Source organism: Thalassolituus sp. ST750PaO-4 (genome assembly GCF_020320405.1).
Classification (GTDB): Bacteria; Pseudomonadota; Gammaproteobacteria; order Pseudomonadales; family Oceanobacteraceae; genus Venatoribacter; species Venatoribacter alkanivorans.
In genome coordinates this window covers 116,771-143,008 of sequence record NZ_JABVCB010000007.1, presented here as the reverse complement: position 1 = coordinate 143,008, position 26,238 = coordinate 116,771, and the positions used below count along the sequence as shown (strand labels likewise).

The window sequence follows — 26,238 nt, the reverse complement described above, 5'->3', positions numbered from 1 at the left end:
ACAAATAATTATGAGGGCATAACTGACCGGATTCGCTCCGGATGCCTGAGCAAATAAGCAGCGCTCAGACGCCCTGCAGAGTCACCAGTAAGCGCCACGGTCGCGACTGGCCAGACCCCGTTGCGTGAATAGATGCAGAAGGCTGTATTCGGCTTTAGCTGCGAAATCAACACAATCATTGATTTCGCAATTTAATACGGTATCTATTTGCCCACTCTCTTAGCCAGTTCTTCACCGGAGTCAAAAAGTGTCAAACCGTCCGCCGAAATGGTTAACGTGCCTGTAATAGAATTGTTCCCCTGTGTTATGCCGCCATCATCATCACTTTCATTAATAAGCGTCGCTTGGAATGCACCCGTTGATGCATTCCAGCTGTAGGTACCATATTCACCTGAGGCAACAATAGAGCCGGATTGCTTGGTATGGCCATTAAAATAGCGACCATCTGCTGTAAACACGATGACGTTATAGTCATTTGGATCATCAGATGGCTCATGCAGCCACCCGCCCACGATCCCTGAGGTCGCTGACCTAACTTTAGAAACTTCGAAGCGTTCGTCTTCGTCAGTTAAAATGATGCTATCGCCATTTAGCTTCAGAGGGACTTCTTTAACTTTAGGTGCTTCGCCCGTTATTCCCCCTTCACCATCGCTATCGTCGATGGTTGTAACCGTTATACTGCCTGCTGCCAGGTCCCAGGTGTAGGTTCCGTATTCACCAGAAACGGGATAGGTAATCTGATCTGCTTCTGCAGCGTAGGGATTGATTGGCTCACTATTTTTGGTGTGACCGACATAATAGCGACCGTCCTCCATATACCATACGACGTTATAATCCGTGTTATCGTCGGGATTACCGAGCAACCAGGCGCCGGCCAGGTCATTACTCAACTGATCTTCAAAATGTTCGGTCGCGGCCTCTACCGAAACCAGCCCTGTAACGGGAACAGCCTGACCACCGTCGGTGACCAACGCCACGACCGCATCATTTTGTGCAAAATCGTCTGTTGGCACAGAAAAATCCACCGCTTGAGTAGCCGCAGCCGTAGCGTCTGCTGAAATGGTAATGCCGTTTTCTGGATTACCGTCTGCATCCAGGGTTTGCAGTAAACGAAGCATGTTTGTTACTTCATTCTCTTTCTGCTCGGGCGTTGCTGCATCTGCTGCTAAATCGATTGGCGTTACCGTTTTACTCGCCGGACCGGAAGGGAGTTGTACTTGGCCAATGCTAAACGTGATGGTTTCACCCTCAACGAAGCGAAACTCACCGTCCGCATTGGTGGTGCCAGTTTGAGTCTCTGTGTTGTAGGTCATGCCAGCCACAGGACTATCCAGGAAAACACCAGTCAGTACCGTTGGCGTACGCGAGTCACCATCATCTGAGCCGCCACCAGACCCTCCACCGCATGCAGCTAATGCCGCCACACACACGAACACAACTATTTTGTTTATAGGCAGGTTTTTCATAAGTAGCCCTTACTTCCTCATTGTTTGTTCCGTCAATACCACTTTACGGGCTCTAGGTTACGCCAACAATACATGTTAAACAGAAGATTGATGCACTGGATAGCACTGCAACTCTCCCCAGATCGATACCACCCATTACTAGCCTCTGGCAATATGAGCAAGTACGAATAATCAGCGCGCCTGATTTGCGTATAACACGGAAATATACGGTATATCGTTCGACCGATTCTTTATATACGGGGCTTCGTGGACGAATCGCTGATACCTGCAAAAAAGCCGCCACTCATTGCTGAGTAGCGGCTTTCTTCACAGGCCATTTGGTGGGCAGTGCCCACCCTACATATCAGAGTGAATGTGGGGCTCGTCGCGGATAAGATCCGCCCCCACAATTCGGCGTTTGGTTTATATCCGGCATTGCGGCTGAATTCATGCGCCTGCGGCCTGCTTAATCGAGCGGTATCGCGGGCATGGCCCGCTCCTACAATTCGGTGTTTGGTTTATATCCGGCGTTGCGGCTGAATTCATGCGCACGAGGCCCGGCGCAGGGCCGATTGCGTGCTCCTGTACAATCGGCATTTCCGCCATCCATGGCGGTCAGGCAGCCCCGCATTGGCTTCAATTTAACCAAAAAGCCAGCCCGCGCAGCGGCTACAACTCTGAACACAACGCCTTTCAACACCAACAAAAACGGCTGCCGAAGCAGCCGTCTTATATCCTCTCAGGCGGCAGGCACGACTACGCAGAGCGTAGTAGCGAGTCAACGCCTTCCAACACCCCCAAAAAAAACGACTGCCGGAGCAGTCGTCTTATATCCTCTCAGGCAGCAGGCACGACTACGCAGTACGTAGCAGCGGGCCTGTCAGCACCTTACCGGCACTCAACGCATCGGCGGCATACCACCACCGAACGGACCACCGCCACCCATCGGGCCGCCTGGTCCACCCATACCGCCCATGGCACGCATCATTTTGCGCATGCCACCTTTGGCGGTCACTTTTTTCATCATTTTCTGCATCTGTGAGTGCTGTTTCAGTACGCGGTTAACATCCTGAATCTGGGTGCCGGAACCGGCGGCAATACGCTTTTTACGCGAGCCGTTGATTTTGTCCGGAAAACGGCGCTCTTCACGGGTCATGGAATAGATAATGGATTCCATCTGTTTGAAGGACTTTTCTGCCGCATCGGTCTGCTTGGCCATCTGCCCCATATTGCCCATGCCCGGTAATTTATCGAGCATGGAGGTCAGGCCGCCCATGTTTTTCATCTGCTGAATCTGGTCGAGGAAATCTTCCAAATCAAAGCCTTTACCGGTTTTTATCTTTTTCGCCAGTTTTTCGGCTTTCTGTTTATCGATGGTGCGTTCGGCTTCTTCCACCAGGGTGAGGATGTCACCCAGGTCGAGAATACGGGAGGCCACACGATCCGGATGGAAAGGCTCCAGTGCATCGGTTTTCTCGCCCATACCCATAAACTTGATCGGCTTACCGGTAATATGACGCACCGACAGCGCAGCACCACCACGGGCATCACCGTCAGCCTTGGTCAGAATCACACCGGTTAACGGCAGCGCTTCGTTAAAGGCTTTGGCGGTATTGGCAGCATCCTGACCGGTCATGGCGTCAACCACAAAGAGGGTCTCCACCGGATTAATACCGGCGTGCAGCGCCTTGATTTCGGCCATCATCTCTTCGTCAACGGCGAGACGACCAGCGGTATCCACCAGCAGCACATCGGCATGGGCACGCTTTGCGGCATCGATAGCACCACGGGCAATATCCAGCGGTTTCTGATCCGGTGACGACGGGTGGAACAGCGCCCCTACATCGTTGGCCAGGGTTTCCAGCTGTTTGATCGCCGCCGGACGGTAAACGTCGGCCGAAACCACCATTACCTTTTTCTTTTCGCGCTCAGCCAAAAATTTGGCCAGCTTGCCCACGGTAGTGGTTTTACCGGCACCCTGCAGACCCGCCATCAGCACGATTGCTGGCGGCTGAACCGACAGATTCAGCTTTTCGTTGGCATCGCCCATGACCTTCTGTAATTCGTCATGAACAATTTTCAGGAACACCTGGCCCGGATTCAGGCTCTTAAGCACTTCGGTGCCGATGGCGCGCTCTTTTACCTGTTCGGTAAAGGCTTTGACCACCGGCAGCGCTACGTCGGCTTCCAGCAGCGCCATACGCACTTCGCGTACGGTGCTTTTAATATTTTCTTCCGTCAGCTTGGCCTGGCCGGTAATGCTTTTAAGGGCATTCCCCAGGCGGTCGGTAAGGCTCTCAAACATCGTGATGACTCGTACCCAGATACAAAACAGCCGGCAGTATACCCCGGCAAAGCGCAGGCCCCAAACTCCGTACCTGCCGGCACCGACGGATTCTGCCGGATACGGTGACACAGTACTCTTTTACCCGTTTGCGGCATGTGCGAAACTGCCGCCCTCTGAAGAGGATTTTTCATGTCAGGATTAGTATTGGCGCTGCCCGCCGCCGGGTTTTATCTGTTTGCCGCATGGCGCCAGTGGCAGACCGTCAGCGGCCAGAAAACCGCCAGCCGCATGCCGGTGCTGATGAGCACCATGATCGCCGCCCTGCTGCACCTGGGCTATATCGGCATGGAGATGCTGGGACGCGATCACATCAACTTCGCCATGTTCGAAGTCGGCTCACTGATCTGCTGGGTCATCACCCTGCTGCTGCTGTTCTCCGGCTGGAAGAAACCGGTCGACAACCTGTTTATCGGCCTGCTGCCAATGGCCGCCGTAATTCTGCTGCTGGCGGCGGTTTCCGGTCAGCAAATGCCACTTGAGCATCTGAGTTATGGCCTGGCCTGGCATATTCTGCTGTCGATACTGGCCTATTCCGTCTTTACCATCGCCGCAGTACAGTCGGTGTTGTTGTATCTGCAGGATCTGGCACTTAAAAAACGCCAGACACGGGGACTGGTACAGGCGCTGCCGCCACTGCAAACCATGGATTTACTGCTGTTCGAAATGGTCTGGCTGGGCATGATCCTGCTGACCGCCGCTTTTGCCATCGGCTGGCCTTATGTGTTCGATCTGAAAGCCCAGCATCTGCTGCATAAAGTGGTGTTCGCCAGCCTCGGCTGGATCGTGTTCGCCATTTTACTGGTTGGCCGCTACCGTTTTGGCTGGCGTGGCGTGATTGCCAGCCGCTGGACCCTGATTGGCACAGGCTTTCTGGTGCTGTCGTATTTCGGCACCAAGTTTGTGCTGGAAATGGTGTTGCAGCGCTGATTCAGCCGCTTTCTGCGCCAGCAAGCCTGCTGGCGCAGTTGACAGCCCAACATCCGCCCCTATGATGGCGGGATCTTAATGTTAAAAGGATCCCGTCTTGAGTGACGTTCCCTTAAGTGTGCTCTTCGGCATACTGGTTCTGTTAATCATCTTATCTGGATTTTTCTCAAGTTCCGAAACCGGCATGATGTCGCTTAACCGTTACCGGTTACGCCATCTGGCCAAAAGTAAGCATAAGGGGGCATTGCGTGCCACCAAACTGCTGGAAAAGCCCGATCGTCTGATTGGTACCATCCTTACCGGTAATAACCTGGTCAACTTTGCTGCCGCCGCTCTGGCAACCATCATCAGCCAGCGCCTGTGGCCGGATAACCCCGATCTCGCCGTCTTTGTTAACACCATTCTGTTTACTCTGGTGGTGCTGATCTTTGCCGAGCTGACGCCAAAAACCCTCGCCGCCATCGCGCCGGAAAAAATTGCCTTTCCTGCCTCGCGCGCATTGCTGGCGATTCAGTGGCTGCTGCAGCCTTTTGTCTGGTTTGTAAACACCATTGCCAACGCCCTGCTGCGTCTGGTTCGGGTGGACGTCAACAACACCACGCCGGATAACCTCAGTACCGAAGAACTGCGCACCATCGTGCGTGAAGCCGGCTCCATGATTCCCAAGCGTCACCAGCATATGCTGATCAGTATTCTTGATCTGGAGAAGATGACGGTAAACGACATCATGGTGCCGCGTACCGAACTGGTGGGCATCGACCTCAACGATGACCTCGACACCGTGCTGCAACAACTGCGCACCACCCAGCACACCCGTTTGCCGGTGTTTCGTGGTGATATCAACAATGTGGTTGGCATACTGCACACCCGTAATATCAGCCGCTTTTTAACCTCCGGCGAATTCCTCAAAGAAGATCTGGAAAAAATCTGCCGTGAGCCTTATTTCATTCCGGAAAGCACACCGCTGCATACCCAGCTGTTTAACTTTCAGAAGAATAAGCGCCGTATTGCTCTGGTCGTCGATGAATACGGAGATGTGCAGGGCATCTGTACACTGGAAGATATTCTTGAGGAAATCGTCGGCGAATTTACCACCGACGTGGTCTCCGCCGCCTCTCCGGACGTACATCCGCAGGAAGACGGCAGTTATATCGTCGATGGTGCTGCCTATGTGCGCGATGTGAACAAAGCGCTGAAATGGGATCTGCCGACCGATGGCCCGAAAACCATCAGCGGCCTGATTGTCGAAATTCTCGAGCATATTCCCGATGCGCCGGTCTGCCTGCGCATTGGTTATTACCGCGTAGAAATTCTGCAGATCAAAGACAACACCATCCGCGCCGCCAAGATGACCACCGACCGCAAGATCAAGCTGCCGGATTAAGGCTTGCCAGCAGGCTGACGACTGCACGTCAGCCTGTTTCGTACTTCAGTTATTCCCCCCTCCCAGATACTCCTGCACACAGTGCAAACACTCTGTTGCAAAAAAGCAGTATGTTCATTGCTGCCCGAAATATACGAAACGTATATACTTCGTGTAATTCAACCGGGAGCCTGCTGATGGGTATTGTTAAAATTTCTGACGATCTGCACGAAGAGATCCGTGACGCCAGCGCGTCTATGTCGCGCTCAATTAATGCCCAGGCTGAGTTCTGGATCAAAATCGGCATGCTGGCCGAATTCTATCCTGACCTCACTTACCCACAGCTGACACGCAAGCTGCTGAGCAGTAAAGAACTGCCACTGAAGGAGTTACTGCAACATGCTGGTTAAAATCAAAACCGCGGAAGAGCTGGCACTGATGCGTGAATCAGGACGCTTGCTGGCGCAGGTGTTTGCCATGCTTGATGACTACGTCAAAGCCGGCATCAGCACCATGGATATCAACAACCGGGTCGAAGACTTTATCGTCAACGACCTGCAGGCGCGACCGGCCAGCAAGGGGCAGTACGATTTTCCCTATGTACTGAATCCATCGGTAAATCATGTGGTTTGCCACGGCATGCCCAAAGCCAGCCAGCTGCTGCGCAACGGTGATATTGTCAATCTCGATATCACCCTGGAAAAAAACGGCTTTATTGCCGACTCCAGCAAAATGTACTGCGTCGGCCAGATTAACCCACAGGCCCGGCGTCTGGTGGATACCACCTATCAGGCGATGTGGGCCGGCATTCGTCAGGTACGTCCCGGCGCCCGTCTGGGCGACATCGGCCAGGCCATTCAACAGGTTGCCGAACGCGCAGGCTTCAGCGTGGTACGCGAATATACCGGCCACGGTATTGGCCGCGAAATGCACGAAGAACCGCAGGTACTGCACTACGGTAAAGCCGGCAGTGGCATGAAGCTGGAAGAAGGTATGACCTTCACCATCGAACCCATGATCAATCAGGGCGATCACCGTTTAAAACATATGAAAGACGGCTGGACGGTCATTACCCGCGACAAAAAACTGTCGGCTCAGTGGGAACACACCATCGCTGTTACGGCGACAGGTTATGAAGTACTTACTCTGCGCGATGAAGAAAAAACCGCAGCGATTTAACCATCGCTGCGAACTGACCCTGATCATGCCAACCCATGGTTTTGCCCTTTATTCACCCGGCGGGCATGCTATATTGCGCCACTGACATCCTTGCCAGTTTTTGGAGCAAACATGCGTCGTATCACCCGTGAAGAGTATCCCATTGACACCCTGCAACGTATTGTCAATGGCGTCACCTTCTTCAAGGACCTGATTCACAGCGACCCGACTCAGTTTGAATTACTGATGAGTGTTACTCAGTTTGTGACCGCCGATCAGGACGAAATCATCCTGCACCACGGCGATGACGCCAACGTGCTGTATTTTTTGCTGAAGGGTCAGCTTGCAGTGTTAGCCGATGATGACAGCGGTGAAGTGATCAACGAAATCAATGCCGGCGAAATGTTCGGCGTGATGGCCATGGTGCTGAACTTCAAACGTTCAGCCTCGATTAAAGTGAATGGCCGTACTGCCTTACTGGCCGGTATTGACTACCAGCACTTCAGCGACCTTGATGATTTCACCCTGTTTACGCTGCGCACCAAAATCAGTTTCTTCCGCATGCTGACCAACAATATCCGCTGGAATCTGGAGCGCAATAAAATGCAGCTGCCCGATCACCCGCTGGTCGGCAAAGTACGCACACTGCCCCTCTATACCGGCGAAAAAAACACCCTGGAAGAATTGCACGCCCTTCATCACCAGGCGCATGCCCTGTCCGAACTGCTGTGCGAATGGAACGATGCAATGAATGACGGCGGAGAATGGAAGGAGTACTGATACCCAGCGGTGGTACTCATTAATTTCTGGTAGTGCACAGATTTCCTGCCCGCAACAGTCTGATCCGTGGCTGCACCAGAGTCTGACCGGACACCACCGGCAATGCCCGGCTAAGGTCTTAACCCTGCGGTAAAAAAGCACTTTGCAGCGTTCTTTTACAGTCCTACAATGCCTGCGCTTTATGACCCATGTCTTTCCCTTCCGGACACTCCGTCCGGGCGACAACGAGGTTACCTGATGCCCGATTTTTTGCCCTACCTGCTGATCGCACTGGCCTTTCTTGGTCTGCTCGCCGTTGTACTTGAAGAAGTTATCCACGTAAACAAAGCTCAGGTTGTACTGTTTTTAGGTGCACTGTCCTGGGTTCTGCTGTTTGCGTTTTCCTCAGACACCCACACCCATGAGCTGGTCCAGGAAGGATTGCAGGAAAATATCGGAGAAATTGCCAGCCTCTGGCTGTTCCTGCTGGCCGCTATGACCTTTGTTGCCTACCTCAACAAAAAAGGGCTGATTGAAAGTCTGATTTATCGTTTCCTGCCCAGGCAGGTATCCGAACGCAAACTGCTGATTATGGCTGGTCTGTTCAGCTTTGTATTTTCGTCGCTGGCCGACAACATTACGGCGACGTTAATTTCTGTTGCATTGATTTTATCGCTGAATTTATCCGCCGCTAAAACCCTGCGCTTTGCCACCGTGGTGGTGTTTGCAGTGAACTCTGGTGGTGTTGCCATGATCACCGGTGACGTTACCACGCTGATGATTTTCCTCGCCGGTAAAGTCAGCATTACCAATCTGCTTTTGTTATCACTGCCAGCCCTGACCGCAGTACTGTTACTCGCCGCCATGCTGTCCTGGTCGCTGCGTGATCATGCCATTATTCAGCATAAAGAAAACGATCTGGCGCGGGTCGATCTGGCCATCGCCGCTATTTTTATTCTGACTATTCTTGCCACGATTGCCGGCAATGTCATGTTTGATATTCCGCCTGTACTGAGCTTCCTGACTGGGCTGTCGGTAATGTTTCTGGTAGCCCGGGCTTACGGCGAAGATACTGAAAACCATCCGATCCTTAACTATATCCGCCAGATCGAGTTCGACACTTTGCTGTTCTTCCTCGGTATCCTGTTGATTGTCGGCTCACTGAAAGAAATCCATGCGCTCGACAGCTTTGTGGCGCTGTACCAGCATATGCCAGCCTGGGCCGCCAATTATCTGATGGGACTGCTGTCTGCCGTGATTGATAACGTTCCGCTGACGGCCGCTCTGCTGAAAGCCGATGTAACGATGACGCTGCAGGAATGGATGGCACTGACCTATGCCGTCGGCGTAGGCGGTTCGTTGCTGATTATCGGTTCTGCCGCTGGCATTGTGGCCATGAGCAAAATTGATGAGCTGACTTTTGGCAGCTACCTGAAGTTTTTTATTGCTCTGATTATCGCCTACAGCGTCGGCTATAGCAGTGTGCTGCTGCTTGGCCACTATGTACTTTAAACAGCCATTACAGACTGTATAAAAAATGCCCGGTATTTACCGGGCATTTTTTATTTAATCGGTTTACTGTCAGACATCAGCGATATTGAGCATAACGCAGCCGCAGCGGCTCAATAATATCCTGATGTTGCTCAATCCATTCACGCATCGTCGCTGGTGCATACTCCACCCCCGGCCAGGGCACCGGATACTGAAACGGCTGAAATAGCGGTGCAAATAACGCACAGGCCGTAAGATCGGCACGGGTGAAATGTTCGCCAACCAGAAAATGCGACTGGCTGTAGGCCAGGCGTAAATCGGTTAATACACTTTCCATACGCAGCTGCGCTTTAGCGGCATTATCCGGTGTGATTTTCATCCAGCGACGCATTCCGTTTTCCAGCTTAGGAAAAATTGAACGCAATAACCAACGATAAAAGAACGGTTTACGTGCCCCCAGCAAAGGAATGACCTGAGCTGGTTGTTGCAATAAATGATGGTAACTCCAGAGACGGACATCCGGCCCGGCTTCGGCATCCAGACGACGCTCCCACTCCAGTACCTGAGCACGCAGTTCCGGATTTTTTGGCAGCAGTGGTTTTTGCGGGAAAACCTGATCAAGATAATCCAGAATCGCTGATGAACCATGCACAACCTGTCTGCCGTGTTTCAACACAGGCACCGACGTCTGGCCACTGAGTTTTTGCATCAACGCAATATGACGGCCCGGGACAAGATTAACCGTTTTATAGCGGATACCTTTATAGTCCAGTGCCCAGCGGATTTTTTCGCAGTAGTGAGAAATCGGGAATTGATACAGCGTAATACGCATCACAAAACCTCTTTATATTTTTTATGGGCGGACTTTAACAGGCCTGACGACTTTAAAAAAGCAGCCGGCTATTTTTGGTACTGAAGAACTGTTTTATGACTATAATGATTCAGGAAGGGAAGCAGACAAAACACGGCAGCGCTGTCAGGGCAGCTTAAGCTGCAGTTCCAGTTCTGCGCCGAGGATGGTTTCATTCAGCGGTTTGGCTTTTGCCTCTTCCGACTCATCCAGATGCAGACGACCGGACCAGTGCACGGCAGATTCGCTTGGTTGCTTGCCAAATACATTCGGAAAAGCATCACTGTTACCGTAACTGTAATCATCCCATTCCATATCCGGCAATTTGAGATTAAGCCGCACAGGTTCTTTTGTTTTTTCACCCATGTTGTTGTCATAACCGTCAGAAACGACGGCCTTCTCTGCCGGTGCCTGCGGAGTATTTACTTCGACCTGAACGGAAGCGTCCCCCTGATTAAACAATTGTGCCGGGGTTCTGCTGCCACGCAGAATACGGTTGTCAGTTTCATTCAGAGTGACCAGTACCAAAGTGGCGGCCAGTGTTGCAAATACGATCGGATAACGCATAAAGACTAAAAGCTGCTCCCGCAGATAAATTTCAAAACCGCCCAAAAGCAAGCACACACAACAGGCTGAGTGTCAGTAAACCACAGGCGATTCCGGATAACGCTCGGCTGGTGCGCAAAATAGCCTCTAATAACGCTGAAGAACAGCGCCGGATAAGCCATTTGCAAAGCGCACAGCTGACCTTTTAAGATCCTTCAAAGCCTAAAAGATTCCCTGCCAGCGCAGAAACCTGCCCTCTTCCTCACGTCGCTCAGCAGGCGGCTGTGCCGATTCAGCTACATACAGCCCGGTCAGAGCACAAAGTTCACCATCGCGCAGCAGGGCTGGCCAGCATTCCCGCAACCAGGGAGGAACGCCGGCCTCCTGCCAGAGATGTTTCAGTGTTTTACGTGGCCTGCCGGCTATTTTCAGCGTCATGCCCTGACAGGTCCCTGCCGGCACTAAGTGGTAGTTCCCAGGCTGCACAAGCACGTCATGCCTGCTCTCTGCCGCAGGTGCAGTGACAAGCGCACCTCCGTACCATGGAATGTGGCAGTCGTCCGCAATAACCACGTCACGGGGATCAGCACTGAACGGTGGTATTTCAGCCACCAGATACAACTGCTGCTGATAACGGCGGATGGTTAAATCTCCGAGCTGCAGCCGCGGCTGACGGTCGGGAGCGGCGGCAATTACCTCCTGTTCGACCCGTTGCAGAAATTCAGCGCCCGGCATACCGCCATTCAGACCACAGCGTGCCAGCCAGCCGCGCAACAGATAAGGCCGGTGATGCGCCGGGGCGGCCAGTAAAGCCGTAACCGAACAGGTATAGGCTGCAGCAAAAGGCCAGTGGCAGGAACACAGGCAGGCCTCTACCACTGGCTGCAATAATTCCTCTAACAACTGCTGATCCTGTTGCAGCTGCGCAATAGAGCGCTGCAGTGCGGCGTCTTTGCCCGGCAAACGGGCAAATATCTGCGGCAGCAGCGTTTGTCGCCACCAGTTGCGTTCAAACCTCTCATCACCGTTGGATTCATCTTCAACCCAGCTCAGCTGCTGTGCTGCGGCATAGTCTTCCAGCTGTGCGCGGTGGATGTTTAATAAAGGCCTTAACAGCCAGATGCCAGACCCCGGCTGCAGCTCACGCACGGCAGCCATTGCCGCCAGACCGGTCAGGCCACTGCCGCGCAGTAAACGCATAAAAAAGGTTTCTGCCTGATCATCAGCATGATGAGCCAGCAGCAGCGTATCGCCAGGCTGACAGTGGCGGGCGAAGGCCTGATAACGGGCCTCCCGGGCCGCCTGCTCAATACCGGCGCCATGGTTGCTGACCACCACCCGCTCGCAGACAAAAGGAACCTGTAATTGCGCGCACTGCTGCCCACAGTGAGCCGCCCAGGCATCAGCATTAGCCGATAAACCATGGTGTACGTGCAGCGCCAGCAAACGGTCTTTAAGCGCAGCGTTCTGTGCCAGCAGATGCAGCAACACTGTGGAATCCAGCCCGCCACTGTAGCCAACCAGCAGTCGTCCCTGACTTGCGGACAATGATGCCAGTGCCTGATTCAGGGTGTTCAGCAAAGCTTCGGACATAGCGCTGTTTCAGAAGAATAAAGCAGGGATTGTAGGCAGCCTGCGCAGCCAAGACCAGCGGGTTATGCATTGCGGCAATGTCATCCACTGACTAGGCTTAGCGGACGATGCTGAACACAGGAAAGAGTAATGGCAGATAAAAACGCCGATTGTGAACGATTACTTTGCAATCAATGCGCTGATGCCGCCAATCTGGGTTTTGATTTCACTATGGCTTTTCAGCCCATTGTGAATTGTACGACACAGCGCATTTTTGGTTATGAGGCGCTGGTGCGCGGGCTGAATAATGAATCAGCGTACTCAGTCATTTCCCGCGTTAATGACGATAACCGTTATACCTTTGATCAGTTCTGCCGCATCAAGGCCATCGCACTGGCGGCCAGGCTGGGTATTGATTCCATGCTGAGCATCAATTTTTTACCCAATGCGATTTATCAGCCCGAACGCTGTATCCGCACCACTCTGGAAGCCGCCCGGAAATATGGCTTTCCCACCGATAAAATCATGTTCGAATTCACCGAAGTCGAAAAAATCTCAGACAGCGGTCATATAAAACGCATTGTTGAATATTACCATGATCTGGGTTTCAAAACCGCGACAGACGACTTTGGTTCCGGTTATTCCGGGCTGAATCTGCTGGCAGACTTTCAGACCGATATCATAAAACTGGATATGGAATTAATCCGTAATATTCATCGGAGCAGCGCACGACAAACGATCGTACGTAACTGTCTGGCGATGTTCAGCGAGCTGAATATCACCGCATTAGCAGAAGGAATTGAAACCGCTGAAGAATATGACTGGCTGCGGGATGCCGGTATTGAACTGATGCAGGGCTACCTGTTTGCCAGCCCCGGCTTTGAAACCCTGCCTGAGGTCAGTTTTCCCGTTTAGCCAGCCGCATATTGGTTATCGGGGCAACAGCGGTATTTTTCACACCCACGTTGTCGCCCCCACAAGCTTATGCAAATAATAATTCCACCGCATCATCGCCATAGGCATAACGCAGTTCCTGCAGTTGCTCATCGCTGGGATTAATGCGCCAGCTGTCACCCAGCTGAATATCACAGCGCGCAACCGAGTTATAGAAATCCAGCACCACCGGGCAGCCGTTATCCATACGCTGCAGCAGGCGTTTTAAATCATTGCAGAATTCATCTTCCGAACGTTCACCATCGACACGGATACGCAGCGCTTTGGCAAAGGTCAGACGCGCCTGACTGATTTCCATGGCCGCCCGCCCGGTGGCTTTTAATCCGCCGGAATAATCATCGTGGGAAACCAGTGCTTCGACCACCAGCACACGGTCTTTCGCCACGACTTCGCGCACCTGTTCATAAATATCCGAGAACAGCGCTACTTCAACCCGGCCGGTACGGTCATCGAGGGTCACAAAGCACATATTGTCGCCGCGTTTATTTTTCATCACGCGCATATCCACCACCAGCCCCGCCAGTTTTTGCGGCGCCTTGGCTTCCTGTAAATGCGACAATTTATTCGGCACCAGCTTGCGTACTTCGTGCTCGTATTCATCGAACGGGTGGCCGGTAACAAATAAACCCAAGGTATCTTTTTCGCCCTGCAAACGTTCTTTCAAAGACCAGTCGCGCAGATGGCGGTAACGTTCGTAAGGGTCGGCACCAACGGCTTCTTCCTCCTGCACTTCACCGAATAAATCCATCATACCGGCCGCTTCGTTAGCGGCTGTCTGGCCTGCACTCTTAATCGCATCTTCCAGGCTGGCCATTAATACAGAACGTGGCGCTGTACTTTCCAGACGGTCAAAGGCACCGCAGCGCACCAGAGCTTCCAGCACACGCTTATTAATTTTTTTGCCGTCGACACGCTGGCAGAAATCGAATAAATCTTTAAAAGGGCCTTCGCTGCGGGCAGCAATAATGGCCGCTATCGGGCCTTCACCCACGCCTTTTACCGCGCCCAGACCATAAACGATGGCACCATCATCATTTACGGTAAAACCAAACTGGCTCTGGTTAACATCCGGCAGTACCAGCTCCAGTTCCATCTCACGGCATTCTTCGATAAAGGTCACAACCTTATCGGTATTCTGCATATCGGAGGTCAGAACCGCGGCCATAAACGGCGCCGGGTAATGCTGCTTTAACCACAGTGTCTGGTAGGACACCACCGCATAAGCCGCGGAGTGCGATTTGTTAAAACCGTAACCGGCGAATTTTTCCACCAGATCGAAAATCTTCATCGCCAGATCAGGATCAACGCCCTGCGAAGCCGCGCCGTCACGGAAGGTGTCGCGCTGCTTGGCCATTTCTTCCGGCTTTTTCTTACCCATCGCCCGACGCAGCATATCCGCGCCGCCGAGGGTATAACCGGCCAGAATCTGGGCGATCTGCATAACCTGTTCCTGATAAACGATAACGCCGTAGGTCGGTTCCAGCGTTTCTTTCAGGCTTTCGTGTTCAAAATCAGGATGCGGATAGGCCACCTTGGCGCGGCCATGTTTACGGTTAATAAAGTCGTCCACCATGCCCGACTCCAGCGGCCCCGGACGAAACAGGGCCACCAGTGCGATCATATCTTCGATATTATCCGGCTGCAGGCGGCGGATAAGATCTTTCATCCCGCGTGATTCCAGCTGGAATACCGCGGTGGTCTGGGCGGCTTTTAATAATTTATACGACGGCTCATCGTCGAGCGGAATCTGACTGATGTCGACCGGTGGCAGATTTTCTTTGGCGCGCTTGCTGTTAATAGTTTTCAGCGCCCAGTCGATAATGGTCAGGGTGCGCAGACCGAGGAAGTCGAACTTCACCAGGCCGGCTTCTTCCACATCGTTTTTATCGAATTGCGTCACCAGACCGGTACCGTCAGGTTCACAGGCGGTGGCCGAAAAATCGGTTAATTTGGTTGGCGCAATCACCACACCACCGGCGTGCTTACCGGTCTGACGGGCAATACCTTCGAGCTTCAGCGCCATTTCCCAGATTTCCTGGGCTTCTTCGTCTTCGTCGAGGAATTCTTTTAACAGGGCTTCAGACGCCAGCGCTTTTTCCAGCGTCATGCCCGGATCGCCGGGAATTAATTTGGATAATTTATCGGCCAGACCGAAGGATTTTCCCTGTGCCCGCGCCACATCGCGCACCACCGCTTTTGCCGCCATAGTACCGAAGGTCACAATCTGCGATACCGCTTCACGGCCATAGGTGTCGGCTACGTAAGCAATTACCTGCTCACGGTTTTCCATACAGAAGTCGATATCGAAATCGGGCATGGATACCCGTTCCGGGTTCAGAAATCGTTCGAACAGCAGATCGTATTCAAGCGGATCAAGATCGGTAATTTTCTGCGCATAAGCCACCAGCGAGCCGGCACCGGAACCACGGCCCGGACCGACCGGAATATCGTGGTCTTTCGCCCACTGAATAAAGTCCATTACGATCAGGAAGTAACCGGGGAACCCCATCTGAATAATAATATCCAGCTCAAAGTTCAGACGGTCATCATAGGGTTTACGCTTCTCGGCATATTCCGCTGAGTCTTTCGGAATACCGGCCAGCACCACGTCCAGTCGTTCTTCCAGACCCACCTGAGAAATCTTACGGAAAAAGTCTGCTTCGCTCATGCCCTCCGGAATCGGGTAATCCGGCAGGAAATATTTACCCAGTAACACTTCCACCGTACAGCGTTTGGCAATTTCGACGGTATTGTCGATGGCCGATGGAATATCGTTAAACAGTTCCGCCATTTCTTCTGCACTGCGGAAATACTGCTGCTCGGTATATTCGCGCGGCCGGCGTTTATCTTCCAGCGCATAGCCCTGACCGATCGCAACACGGGTTTCGTGCGCTTCAAAATCCTCGGCAGCTAAGAAGCGTACATCGTTAGTGGCAACCAGAGGCACACCGCAGCGCGCTGACATGGCGATACCGGCGCGGATAACCGCTTCTTCACCGGGACGGCCGGTACGCTGTAATTCAAAATAAAAACGGTCGGGAAAGTGCTGCAGATATTCGCGCACCAGAATTTCGGCGTCAGAAACTTTGCCTTTAATAACCCGCTGGCCGACATCACCGTCGCGCCCGCCGGATAGAATAATCAGTCCGGCATTTTTCTCGAACAGCCACTCTTTTTTAACAATGGCTTTATCGTAATGCTGGTTTTTGGCGTAAGCACGGGAGATCAGTTCGCGCAGCCCCAGATAACCATCGGGGTTCAGACAGAGTGCGGTGATGCGGAACGGCTGGGTGTTGTCATCCGGGTTTTCCAGCCACAGGTCAGCGCCCAGTACCGGCTTAACCCCGGCGTCCATGGCACTTTTATAGAACTTAACCAGGGCGTACATGTTCGCCTGATCGGTCAGCGCGACCGCCGGCATACCCAGCTCCGCGACTTTACCGATCAGCTTTTTAACGCGGATGGTGCTGTCGTACAGCGAAAATTCGGAGTGAACCCGGAGGTGTACAAAGCCCTGTGACATGAACGGACGCCCTGACCAGCAAAAGGGAGCATTGTAACGGATTTTGCGCCCATTGGATTCAGTTGTGCGCCGGATTCAGCACAGCTCCATAGAGCTGCGGCTTACACCACCTGAGGTAAGTCCGGCCCGCCCATGCCGGGAGGCTGATCCGGGTTTTTGAAAGGGTCAGGAGAGTCCGGCTCGCCGTCGTGCCAGATGCGCCCCAGATAGTCGTGGATAGCGTCATCAATCCTGCCCTGCAGGCCGCTGAGGCCCTGATTACCAAACAGGCGGTTGAATTCGAACACATAGGGATAATGGCCGACCATGGCAATATCGAACCCGCCGTGGTCAATGCCAAGCCCCAGAGCCAGCTTCTCAACCAGCGCACAGGCTTCCGGCGGCAGAATACCGGCTTCGATCTGGCCGCCCTTGGCGACATTGTTATAAAAACCACGATCGGCCTGAATCCGCCAGTAACCGCCAATAATGCGATCGCCCACCCAGACGATGCGCAGGTCGCGGTCAATGGGCAGATATTCCTGCGCATAAATTACCGGTGACAGTGCCAGATAGCGGTTCCAGTCGGCCTGGGTTTCAATCAGGAATACACCATCTCCCATACTGCTTTTGGGAATTTTGGCGACGAAAGGCAAAGGTAAGGTATCCCGTACCCGTTCGGCATTGGCCGGGGTATTGGCTTCGATCAGGGTCCAGGGCACATGCTGCGGCGCGATGGTCTGAAAGCAGCGTGTCATTTCGACCTTATCATGGCCGATGTAGTAACTCGCCGGACTGGGAAATATGCGCTTTTTTAAGCCATACAGCAGCGCGTTCACCTGCCAGTATTGCGGAAACAGAATGCCATCAGCCGCGATCAGCAGATCGAGATGATGATTCATCAGTTCCGGTTTCAGATACTGGGTTTGGGCAAAATGAAGGGTGCGGTAAGGATCAAAAGAGATCAGCTGCATGGATCACACTGGCGCAGTCGGAGCCTGAGTAAAGGGGCAGCGATATTAGCAATGGCCGGATTCCGGCTCAGCGAAATTTTTTGCTGCTGACGATAAAGCTTTTACTCGGCCATTTATTCTGCCCCCGCGCGGAATTCGCTCTGAACAACAAAGCACTCTATGATCAGCCTTCCGAAAACTGCAGGGATACACATGTAATGCACCGGTTCGCCACTAAGGGCTGCGGCCTGCGAAGCAGAATCCTGACCATGGTGATGCTTATCAGCCTGGCGTTGTTAAATGGTTGCGGCACACTCATTGCCCGCTCGGACAGCAGCCCGGTTGATGCCCGCTACTATCCGGGTACTCAGGGAAGTCTGCTGTTGCTTGGCCTGGACGGCCATACAGGCGAAGCCAGCGGCGAAATGGTGTTTTGCTGGATGTCTGTTGTTTGCCCGCTGTTCACCCTGATTGCTCTGCCGGTTGATATAACCCTTGATACTCTCCTGCTGCCTTACGATGCCCTGAAGCCGGAAAACAGCAGCATGGCAGACAAGGCTGAATAAAGTCTCCCTGCCCCTTGCAATAAGGACTGTATATAAATACAGTACAAGCCTTATTCATAACCGAGGGATCACATTATGTTGCATGGTAGCTGCTGCTGCGGAGCCGTAAAATTCACCCTGTCCAGCCCACCGACCATGATGGGAACCTGCCACTGCACCCGCTGCCGCAAAGTCGGGGCCAGTGCTCTGGTATTTGTTAAGCGCGATGCTTTTCAGCTGACCTCCGGCGCTGATGTAATCAGCACCTACAAACCGGAAGCGCCCTATATGTACAACCGTTGCTTTTGCTCAAAATGCGGTACATCGCTGGGCGAGGTAACCTCCGACAACGAAACCTTTCCGGTATCTGCGAACTGCTTTGACGATGAACTGAATCTCAGTAACAGCTTTCATGAGTTCGTTAAAGAAAAGCCGCACTGGTATAAGATAGGCGATGAAGCAAAACAATTTCAGGAGCATCCGCACAGCTGAAAAAGCCGTGTTATTCTCCGGCATCAGGGTGACGATAAGCGCCGCCCTGTTACCACACAGCAGAAAGAAAATGGATATTCAGAAAGCAACAAGCGCCGATACCGAAACTATTCAGGCATTAATTTCAGCGATCTCCGAGATTGATGTACTGCCCTTATTCAGCGCCGACGGTCAGCGTGAATATAAACAGCGCGTTCTGCCGGATATAGCAACAACCATGGATGAAAGCCGTTTCGTCACACTGAAGGCGCTGAACGCTCATCAACTGGTTGGCTTTGCAGCCCTGCGTGATGGCAATTATCTGACCCACCTGTTCGTGGCGAAACAGACTCAGGGCTGCGGGCTCGGAAAGCAACTGCTGGACGCCGTACTGGCATCCACCAGCGCTAAAGAAATCAGCCTGCGCTCGTCACTGAATGCGGCCGGCTTCTACCGCCGCTATGGTTTTAAGGCGACGGGCGAGGAAGCAGCATTCAATGGCATCCGCTTTATACCCATGACGCTGATACGCGACTGACCAAAAACTTCCATAACATACACACAATAAAAAAGGAGCCGAAGCTCCTTTTTTTGGCAAAAACCGCTCTTTATCAGGTCGGTTTTTTATAGCTTTTACGTAATTGCTTACGTGCTTTTTCAATTTTAATCTTACGTTTATTTTCTGTCCGTTCCACCGCATCCGCACGCTTTTTACTGCTGTGACGGATTTCTTTTTCTTTGCCGGAATACGGGTTATCGCCCTGACGGAATTCCATACGGATCGGCGTACCTTTAATTTCCAGCACGCGGCGGAAGGTATTGGCCAGATAGCGTTTGTAGTCTTCCGGCAGTTCTTTCGCCAGATTACCGTGCACCACAATAATGGGCGGGTTAGAGCCACCCTGGTGGGCATAACGCAGTTTTGGCCGGCGGTTGCGTACAACCGGTGGCTGATGGCTGGCCGTGGCATCTTCCAGAATACGGGTCAGCATATTGGTCTGCCATTTCGCCATGGACGACTGGTAAGCCTGATCAACCGAATCGTACAGATTACCCACGCCGGTACCGTGCAATGCCGAAATAAAATGCATTTCGGCAAAGGTTAAGAAATCGAAACGACGGTCAATTTCTGTTTTTACCCGCTCTTTGGCGTCCGCTTCCATGCCATCCCATTTATTGATGGCAATCACCAGCGCCCGGCCGGAGTTCAGTACGAAGCTGAGCATATGTAAGTCCTGCTCGACGATACCGGTACGGGCATCGAGCACCAGAATACATACATGACAGTCCTGAATGGCCTGCAGGGTTTTAATAATGGAGAATTTTTCCGCGGCTTCGGAAATATTCTTACGGCGGCGTACACCGGCGGTGTCAATCAGGGTGTATTCCTGACCGTGACGCTCGTAGGGAATATAAATACTGTCGCGCGTGGTGCCGGCTTCATCGAATACCACCACCCGGTCTTCACCGAGAAAACGGTTAACCAGAGTCGATTTCCCCACGTTCGGGCGGCCTACCACGGCAATTTTAATACCTTTAACGTCGAGCTCTTCGTGTACCGGGGCTTCTTCGCCGGCCAGTTCACGGAAGTAGTCGTCATCGTCCTGCGGCAGTTCGCCCAGCACGTATTCGATCAATGCGCTGATGCCACGGTTATGCGCCGCAGCAATCGGCAGCGGTTCACCCATACCCAGTTCAAAGAATTCACCCAGCACCAGATCGGGGTTTTTACCGTCAATCTTGTTGGCCACCAGATAGGCGTCTTTACCGCTGCGGCGCAGATATTCGGCAATCATACGGTCACCGTTGGTAATACCGGCGCCAACATCGACCATAAAGAAAACGATATCCGCGTCTTTAATGGCCTGAAAGCTTTGCGCGGCCATGGCCTCGTCGATGCCCTCTTCCTGGCCGCTGATACCACCGGTATCAATCACGATGAATGGCACATCACCAACCTTGCCCTCACCGTACTTACGGTCACGGGTCAGGCCGGCAATTTCAGCCACCAGCGCATCACGGCTTTTGGTCAGACGGTTAAACAGCGTGGACTTGCCCACGTTGGGACGTCCGACCAGAGCAATCACAGGGACCATGATCAGAAAACCTCATTTAAGAAATAAAACAGGCGTCGCTATACGACGCCCGGTAAAAAACATTGGCTGATACCGCCAGCGTCAGTCGGTCTGAACGCTCAGCAGCAACAGTTCACCGGCATTGGTATACACCAGCAGACCTTTATCAGTGGCAACTAACGGACTGCGGATGCCCATATCGCGGCCACGCAGCGCACGCCAGTTGGTGCCTTCAGTCTGATTAGGATAGTTGACGTGCAGTGGTTTAGGGCGCAACAGTTTACGTCCCACCAACTCGCCATCCACCTGATTCATAATGTGCAGATAACCTTCACCATCAGCGACTGCCAACCAGCTGCCATAAGCACTGGTCTGCCCGAGGCGGCGACCATGCAGTGCTTTCTGAGTCCAGACCGGCGCGCCACTGGCCATGTCATAGGACTGGATGTGATCACTGTCGAGGGTCAGGTACAGGTTGCCCAGCGCCAGTTCAGGACTGGTGTAGGTTGAACCTTCTTCTTCCCAGCGGGTTTCGCCATTGAGCGAAACGGCTGCCAGTTTGCCGTGGTAGCTGGCCGCATAAATAATGCCGTTATCCCAGATCGGCGCGCCATCAACATCCACCAGACGCTCCAGTTCAGAGCGGCCATCCGGCGTTGCCAGGCGCACATCCCAGCGCGGAATACCGAGAGTCTTATCCAGTGCCACCAGTTTGCCGGTAGCAAAACCGGTGATCACCAGCTGATCCAGCACCAGCGGCGTGCCGGTGCCGCGCACGGTCAGTACCGGCATCGCAGTTTCGTAAGACCAGGCCTGCTTGCCATCGGCCCGTTCAAAGGCTGTAACACGACCGTCAACGGTGTGTACAAACACCCGCTTAGCGTCAGTACCCGCCGGCGCGACAGACTCACTGGTCATGCGTGAACGCCAGATTTCAGAGCCGTCGGCACTGTTCAGGCAATGCAGAAAACCGTCACGGGTAGCAACAAACAACTGACCGTTGTCTTGCGCCACACCTGCCGTTACCGCCTGCTCCAGGTCCACATTCCACTGTTCGCTGCCATCGGCCAGATCCAGCGCGTAGACCTCACCGGAGGTGTCAGCCATAAACACGGTATCGCCGCTCACCACCGGGCGCAGACGGGTATAAGCCGTACCAGCCCCCACACCAAGCTGCTTACGCCACTCGATGGAGATATCGGTTTCATCGTTGTAATCAGGCAGCCCTGTCTCGTCGGCAGCGTCAGCCGCTTCTGCCTGATTGGCTGGCTGACTGGCACAACCACTCAGCTGCACAGCCAGCAGAGCACTCAACAGGACGACAACAGGACTCAGGCGCATCAGGCGTCTCCGCTCGCAGCCAGATTATCAATCTTACGCTGCAGCTGCTGGGTGTTCAGACCCAGATTCGCAGCGGCTTCCTGCGCACGGACATAAGCCGCACGGGCTTCGCTCAGTTCGCCTTTACGGAACAGGGCATCGCCTTTGGCTTCTTCAAACTGCGCGGCATAGGCAGCGTCCGGTACAGTCGCAACCAGCGCCAGCGCTTCGTCCATTTTTTCCTGCTGAATCAGGACATTGGCCAGACGCGCCTGAGCGGTAAATTTGATCGGACCTTCGTCAGCCGTAGCAATGATGCTGTTCAGTTCTGCCGCAGCGGTATCAAAGTCACCGGCATCGGCAGCAAAGCGCGCCAGGAACAGAGCACCAAACTGGCCATAACTGGTATTGCCGAAGTCTTTTTTCAGTTGAGTCGCCAGTGCTTCCATTTCGGCTTTAGCCGCTTCATCCTGCTGCGCTGCCGGCTGTGCGACTTTGTCGACCAGCTGTGAGTACAGCATGGAAGCTGCTTCGGCTGTTGCCTGCTGATTAGCCTGATAGCTGTTCCAGCCAAACCAGCCACCGGCAACAATCACGATGGTCGCCAGCAGGCTTTTACCGTTCTCTGCCCACCATTTTTTCAGCAGTTCTGCCTGTTCTTCATCCGTACGATATTCAGTCATGCGTCCACTTCCCCAAAAAAACGAATATTGTGAGTTATTGGTTATTAAAAAGTTTCTTGTGCCAGCCATTCGCCCACGTCGTTCAGCGCCAGCGTCTGCTGCCCACCTTCACCACGCAGATCTTTAACGGTCACAGTACCGTTGGCAATTTCGTCTTCGCCCAGCAACAGTGCCAGATGTGCACCGCTCTTGTCGGCTTTTTTCATCTGGCTCTTGAAGCTGCCACCACCGCAGTGGGTCTGAATGCGTAACCAGCTGTGCTCGTCGCGCAGACGGTCTGCCAGCAGCAGCGCCACCTGAGCACTGCCCTCACCGACCGGACAGATGTATACATCGATGGTCTGCAGCACTTCGGCCGGAATCAGCTCCAGCGTTTCCAGCAGCAGAATCAGACGCTCAACGCCCATGGCAAAACCAACCGCCGGGGTTGGCTTACCACCCAGCTGCTCGACCAGGCCGTCGTAACGGCCGCCGGCACAGACGGTGCCCTGCGAACCGAGTTTGTCGGTGACCCACTCGAACACGGTTTTACAGTAATAATCGAGACCGCGCACCAGACGCTGGTTGATTTCGTACTTCACCCCGGCGGCATCAAGGATGCTGCGCAGCAGAGCAAAGTGCTCGCGGCTTTCGTCGTCGAGGTAATCGTGCAGCTGTGGCGCATCGGCCAGCAGTGCCTGGGTGTTCTGATCTTTGCTGTCGAGCACGCGCAGCGGATTGGTTTCCAGACGGCGCTGGCTGTCTTCATCCAGCTGGTCTTTGCGCTCGCTCAGATAAGCTACCAATGCATCGCGGTAATTGGCACGCGCTTCGTTGGAGCCCAGGGTGTTCAGCTGCAGGGTAACCGCATCGGTCAGACCCAGCTGCTGCCACAGACGCGCGGTCATCAGGATAACTTCGGCATCGATATCGGCGGTAGCCATGCCAAAGGTTTCCACACCAATCTGGTAGAACTGACGGTAACGGCCTTTCTGCGGCTTTTCATATCGGAACATCGGGCCGGTGTACCACAGACGCTGAGTCGCGTTGTACAACAAACCATTTTCCTCGCAGGCGCGCACACAGCTGGCAGTGCCTTCCGGACGCAGGGTCAGACTCTCGCCATTGCGGTCGTCGAAGGTGTACATCTCTTTTTCGACGATGTCGGTGACTTCGCCGATAGAGCGTTTGAACAGCGCGGTCTGCTCCACAATCGGCATGCGGATTTCGTCATAACCGTAAGAAGCCAGCAGGTCTTTCACTGTGCCTTCGAGATACTGCCATACCGGGCTCTGAGCCGGCAGGATGTCGTTCATGCCACGAATGGCCTGGATTTTCGTTGCCATAATGTCCGTTCTTGTCTGGGTCAGCGCTCAGCTGTCGCTGGCAATCAGATTTTTGCGTTCTTCATCGAGGCTGGCGGCGCGTTCGCGGATCATACGCTCAAGGTCATCCACCAGAGTCTCGTTACTCAGTTTGCCGGCTGGTTTACCGTCGATATACACCAGATTCGGCTGGCCACCGGCCAGACCAATATCGGTTTCCTTGGATTCGCCGGGGCCATTCACCACACAGCCAATCACCGCCACACTCATATCAGTGCGGATATCATCAACGCGCATTTCCAGCTCGTTCATGGTTTTGATCACGTCGAAGTTCTGACGTGAACAGCTCGGACAGGCAATAAAGTTGATGCCGCGCGAACGCAGCTTCAGCGATTTGAGCATGTCCCAGCCCACTTTGACTTCTTCAATCGGATCGGCCGCCAGCGATACGCGGATGGTGTCACCGATGCCTTCCCACAGCAGCAGGCCAAGACCAATAGACGATTTAACCGTACCACCACGCAGGCCACCGGCTTCGGTGATGCCGAGGTGCAGCGGCTGCTCAATCTGGCTGGCAATCTGCTTGTAAGCCGCCACGGTCATAAAGATGTCGGAGGCTTTCAGGCTGAGTTTGAAATCCGGGAAGTTCAGGCGATCGAGAATATCGATATGGCGCATGGCCGATTCCACCAGCGCGGCTGGGGTCGGCTCGCCGTATTTCTTCTGCAGGTCTTTTTCCAGTGATCCGGCATTCACCCCGATACGGATCGGAATGCCGTTATGACGCGCCGCATCCACCACCGCGCGCACACGGTCTTCACGGCCGATATTGCCGGGATTGATACGCAGACAGTCAACACCCAGATCAGCGACGCGCAGGGCGATTTTGTAGTCAAAGTGAATATCTGCCACCAGCGGAATATTCACTTCTTTGCGGATTTTGCCAAAGGCTTCCGCCGCGTCCATGGTCGGCACAGAAACGCGCACGATATCGGCACCAGCATCCTGAGCGCGCTGAATCTGCGCCACAGTGGCCGCCACATCGGTGGTTTCGGTATTGGTCATGGTCTGAATGGCAATCGGCGCATCACCGCCGACCGGCACATCACCAACCCAGATTTTGCGGCTTTGACGACGCTTAATGGGATTTTCGAAATGCATGCTCATTATTTGGCTCCGGACAGGGAGTCCTGATACAGACGGTATTCAACCGATTCCGGGAAGTTACGCTTCAGGTCGGTCGCCAGCGCAATTGCCCTCTGAGTGTTCTGCTGCAGCGTTGCCAGCTTAATGCCCAGCCAGAGGCTGTGTGCGGTCTGACGGGTCTGCTCACGTTGCACCAGACGCTCAAAGCGATCGTAGTATTTCAGTGACTCATCGTAACGCTGCGCTTCAAACAGCAGGGTCGATATGTTAACCAACCCATCAACGTTATAAGGCGCAATACGCAGGGTCTGGCCGTAGCTGTCGATTGCCTGCTCAGTGTTGCCCTGGCGGTAAGCATTCAGCGCCAGATCGTTATAAGCCGAAGCACGATTATCGTAATAGCGGTCGGTGGCGGCTTTATTCAAATACTCGTCAGCTTCGTCATAACGCTTCAGCTGTGAATACAGGCGGCCTAAGTGGTGGCGTGCCAGAGTAAAGCTGCTGTCGTTGCTCAGCGCTTTCTGAAAATATTCTTCCGCCAGATCCATCTCGCCTTCGGTCTGCCAGACCAGCCCCATGGCGTCGTTGGCCGGTGCATGATCAGGATCAATCGCCAGTGCTTTTTGCAGACGCTGACGCGCCCAGTCCGGACGGCCTTTCTGCAGGTAGCCCAAACCTAACTGGGTATAATTCTCCACCGCTTTTTCCGGTGATTTTTTCTTGGTAAAACGACTTTCAGTGACGGTAACGCAGGAAGCCAGCGTCAGGCTCAGCAGCACTATCAACAGGCTCGCTGCGCGTGTGGTGATTAATTTTTTCATGCCCAT

General features: G+C 53.5%; 23 protein-coding genes. 10 read left to right on the top strand and 13 right to left on the bottom strand.

Annotated features, from left to right (window positions below; all coding sequences use genetic code 11):
* Positions 1-203 precede the first annotated feature (203 nt).
* Together HUF18_RS06510 and ffh are read right to left on the bottom strand one after the other, a co-directional pair.
* A complete protein-coding gene (locus HUF18_RS06510; protein ID WP_225691571.1) occupies positions 204-1,466 on the bottom strand; it encodes a hypothetical protein in 1,263 nt (420 codons plus the stop codon).
* A gap of 877 nt (positions 1,467-2,343) precedes the next feature.
* On the bottom strand, positions 2,344-3,750 hold the full coding sequence (gene ffh / locus HUF18_RS06505) for a signal recognition particle protein (protein ID WP_145469229.1): 1,407 nt from the start codon (positions 3,748-3,750) through the stop codon (positions 2,344-2,346).
* Between the two features lie 171 nt (positions 3,751-3,921).
* On the opposite strand from ffh, the gene HUF18_RS06500 reads away from it, so the two are divergent.
* The 6 genes from HUF18_RS06500 to nhaD all read left to right on the top strand — a co-directional run bounded on the left by HUF18_RS06500 (position 3,922) and on the right by nhaD (position 9,511).
* Positions 3,922-4,719, top strand: a complete 798-nt coding sequence (locus HUF18_RS06500) for a cytochrome C assembly family protein (protein ID WP_225691570.1) — start codon at positions 3,922-3,924, stop codon at positions 4,717-4,719.
* A gap of 97 nt (positions 4,720-4,816) precedes the next feature.
* The gene (locus HUF18_RS06495) at positions 4,817-6,103 is read left to right on the top strand and encodes an HlyC/CorC family transporter (protein ID WP_145469227.1); all 1,287 of its coding nucleotides are present in this window, start codon (positions 4,817-4,819) and stop codon (positions 6,101-6,103) included.
* Between the two features lie 176 nt (positions 6,104-6,279).
* Positions 6,280-6,492: a ParD-like family protein gene (locus tag HUF18_RS06490; RefSeq protein WP_145469226.1), complete on the top strand. Its 213-nt coding sequence runs from the start codon at positions 6,280-6,282 to the stop codon at positions 6,490-6,492.
* Entirely contained in the window at positions 6,482-7,261 is a 780-nt protein-coding gene (gene map, locus HUF18_RS06485; RefSeq protein WP_225691569.1) for a type I methionyl aminopeptidase, read from the top strand. The genes HUF18_RS06490 and map overlap by 11 nt, the downstream gene beginning before the upstream one ends.
* 111 nt (positions 7,262-7,372) lie before the next feature.
* A complete protein-coding gene (locus HUF18_RS06480; RefSeq protein ID WP_145469224.1) occupies positions 7,373-8,020 on the top strand; it encodes a cyclic nucleotide-binding domain-containing protein in 648 nt (215 codons plus the stop codon).
* Between the two features lie 237 nt (positions 8,021-8,257).
* Complete coding sequence (gene nhaD, locus HUF18_RS06475; RefSeq protein WP_225691568.1) at positions 8,258-9,511, top strand: sodium:proton antiporter NhaD; 1,254 nt, start codon at positions 8,258-8,260, stop codon at positions 9,509-9,511.
* Between the two features lie 76 nt (positions 9,512-9,587).
* On the opposite strand, the gene HUF18_RS06470 is transcribed toward nhaD, so the two are convergent.
* The 3 genes from HUF18_RS06470 to tilS all read right to left on the bottom strand — a co-directional run bounded on the left by HUF18_RS06470 (position 9,588) and on the right by tilS (position 12,479).
* Positions 9,588-10,322 carry a glutathione S-transferase family protein gene (locus HUF18_RS06470; RefSeq protein WP_145469222.1) on the bottom strand — a complete coding sequence of 245 codons (735 nt, stop codon included), beginning with the start codon at positions 10,320-10,322 and terminating at the stop codon, positions 9,588-9,590.
* Positions 10,323-10,466: 144 nt separating this feature from the next.
* A complete protein-coding gene (locus HUF18_RS06465) occupies positions 10,467-10,907 on the bottom strand; it encodes a hypothetical protein (protein ID WP_225691567.1) in 441 nt (146 codons plus the stop codon).
* A 201-nt stretch (positions 10,908-11,108) separates the two neighbouring features.
* Positions 11,109-12,479: a tRNA lysidine(34) synthetase TilS gene (gene tilS / locus HUF18_RS06460; protein WP_225691566.1), complete on the bottom strand. Its 1,371-nt coding sequence runs from the start codon at positions 12,477-12,479 to the stop codon at positions 11,109-11,111.
* A 129-nt stretch (positions 12,480-12,608) separates the two neighbouring features.
* Between tilS and HUF18_RS06455 the strand changes: the two genes are divergently transcribed.
* Positions 12,609-13,373: an EAL domain-containing protein gene (locus tag HUF18_RS06455; protein WP_225691565.1), complete on the top strand. Its 765-nt coding sequence runs from the start codon at positions 12,609-12,611 to the stop codon at positions 13,371-13,373.
* A 67-nt stretch (positions 13,374-13,440) separates the two neighbouring features.
* Here HUF18_RS06455 and dnaE read toward each other — a convergent pair whose 3' ends face one another.
* A complete protein-coding gene (dnaE, locus tag HUF18_RS06450; protein WP_145469218.1) occupies positions 13,441-16,935 on the bottom strand; it encodes a DNA polymerase III subunit alpha in 3,495 nt (1,164 codons plus the stop codon).
* Between the two features lie 101 nt (positions 16,936-17,036).
* Positions 17,037-17,888, bottom strand: a complete 852-nt coding sequence (locus HUF18_RS06445; protein ID WP_225691564.1) for an ATP-grasp domain-containing protein — start codon at positions 17,886-17,888, stop codon at positions 17,037-17,039.
* 248 nt (positions 17,889-18,136) lie between these two features.
* Between HUF18_RS06445 and HUF18_RS06440 the strand changes: the two genes are divergently transcribed.
* The 3 genes from HUF18_RS06440 (at position 18,137) to HUF18_RS06430 (ending at position 19,421) form a co-directional block, all read left to right on the top strand.
* Positions 18,137-18,433, top strand: coding sequence for a YceK/YidQ family lipoprotein (locus HUF18_RS06440; protein WP_225691563.1), 297 nt, complete (start codon positions 18,137-18,139; stop codon positions 18,431-18,433).
* Between the two features lie 75 nt (positions 18,434-18,508).
* Complete coding sequence (locus tag HUF18_RS06435) at positions 18,509-18,904, top strand: GFA family protein (RefSeq protein ID WP_145469215.1); 396 nt, start codon at positions 18,509-18,511, stop codon at positions 18,902-18,904.
* A gap of 70 nt (positions 18,905-18,974) precedes the next feature.
* Positions 18,975-19,421 (top strand): GNAT family N-acetyltransferase, encoded by a 447-nt coding sequence (locus HUF18_RS06430; RefSeq protein ID WP_145469214.1) that lies wholly within the window; start codon positions 18,975-18,977, stop codon positions 19,419-19,421.
* Between the two features lie 73 nt (positions 19,422-19,494).
* On the opposite strand, the gene der is transcribed toward HUF18_RS06430, so the two are convergent.
* The 6 genes from der to pilW form a co-directional block, all read right to left on the bottom strand.
* A complete protein-coding gene (gene der, locus HUF18_RS06425; RefSeq protein ID WP_225691562.1) occupies positions 19,495-20,979 on the bottom strand; it encodes a ribosome biogenesis GTPase Der in 1,485 nt (494 codons plus the stop codon).
* An 81-nt stretch (positions 20,980-21,060) separates the two neighbouring features.
* A complete protein-coding gene (gene bamB / locus HUF18_RS06420; protein ID WP_225691561.1) occupies positions 21,061-22,299 on the bottom strand; it encodes an outer membrane protein assembly factor BamB in 1,239 nt (412 codons plus the stop codon).
* A complete protein-coding gene (locus HUF18_RS06415; protein ID WP_225691560.1) occupies positions 22,299-22,961 on the bottom strand; it encodes a YfgM family protein in 663 nt (220 codons plus the stop codon). Before HUF18_RS06415 ends, bamB begins: the two co-directional genes overlap by 1 nt.
* A gap of 44 nt (positions 22,962-23,005) precedes the next feature.
* The gene (gene hisS, locus HUF18_RS06410) at positions 23,006-24,286 is read right to left on the bottom strand and encodes a histidine--tRNA ligase (protein ID WP_225691559.1); all 1,281 of its coding nucleotides are present in this window, start codon (positions 24,284-24,286) and stop codon (positions 23,006-23,008) included.
* Positions 24,287-24,313: 27 nt separating this feature from the next.
* On the bottom strand, positions 24,314-25,426 hold the full coding sequence (gene ispG, locus HUF18_RS06405) for a flavodoxin-dependent (E)-4-hydroxy-3-methylbut-2-enyl-diphosphate synthase (RefSeq protein WP_145469523.1): 1,113 nt from the start codon (positions 25,424-25,426) through the stop codon (positions 24,314-24,316).
* A gap of 5 nt (positions 25,427-25,431) precedes the next feature.
* Positions 25,432-26,232 carry a type IV pilus biogenesis/stability protein PilW gene (pilW, locus tag HUF18_RS06400; RefSeq protein ID WP_225691558.1) on the bottom strand — a complete coding sequence of 267 codons (801 nt, stop codon included), beginning with the start codon at positions 26,230-26,232 and terminating at the stop codon, positions 25,432-25,434.
* Positions 26,233-26,238 lie beyond the last annotated feature (6 nt).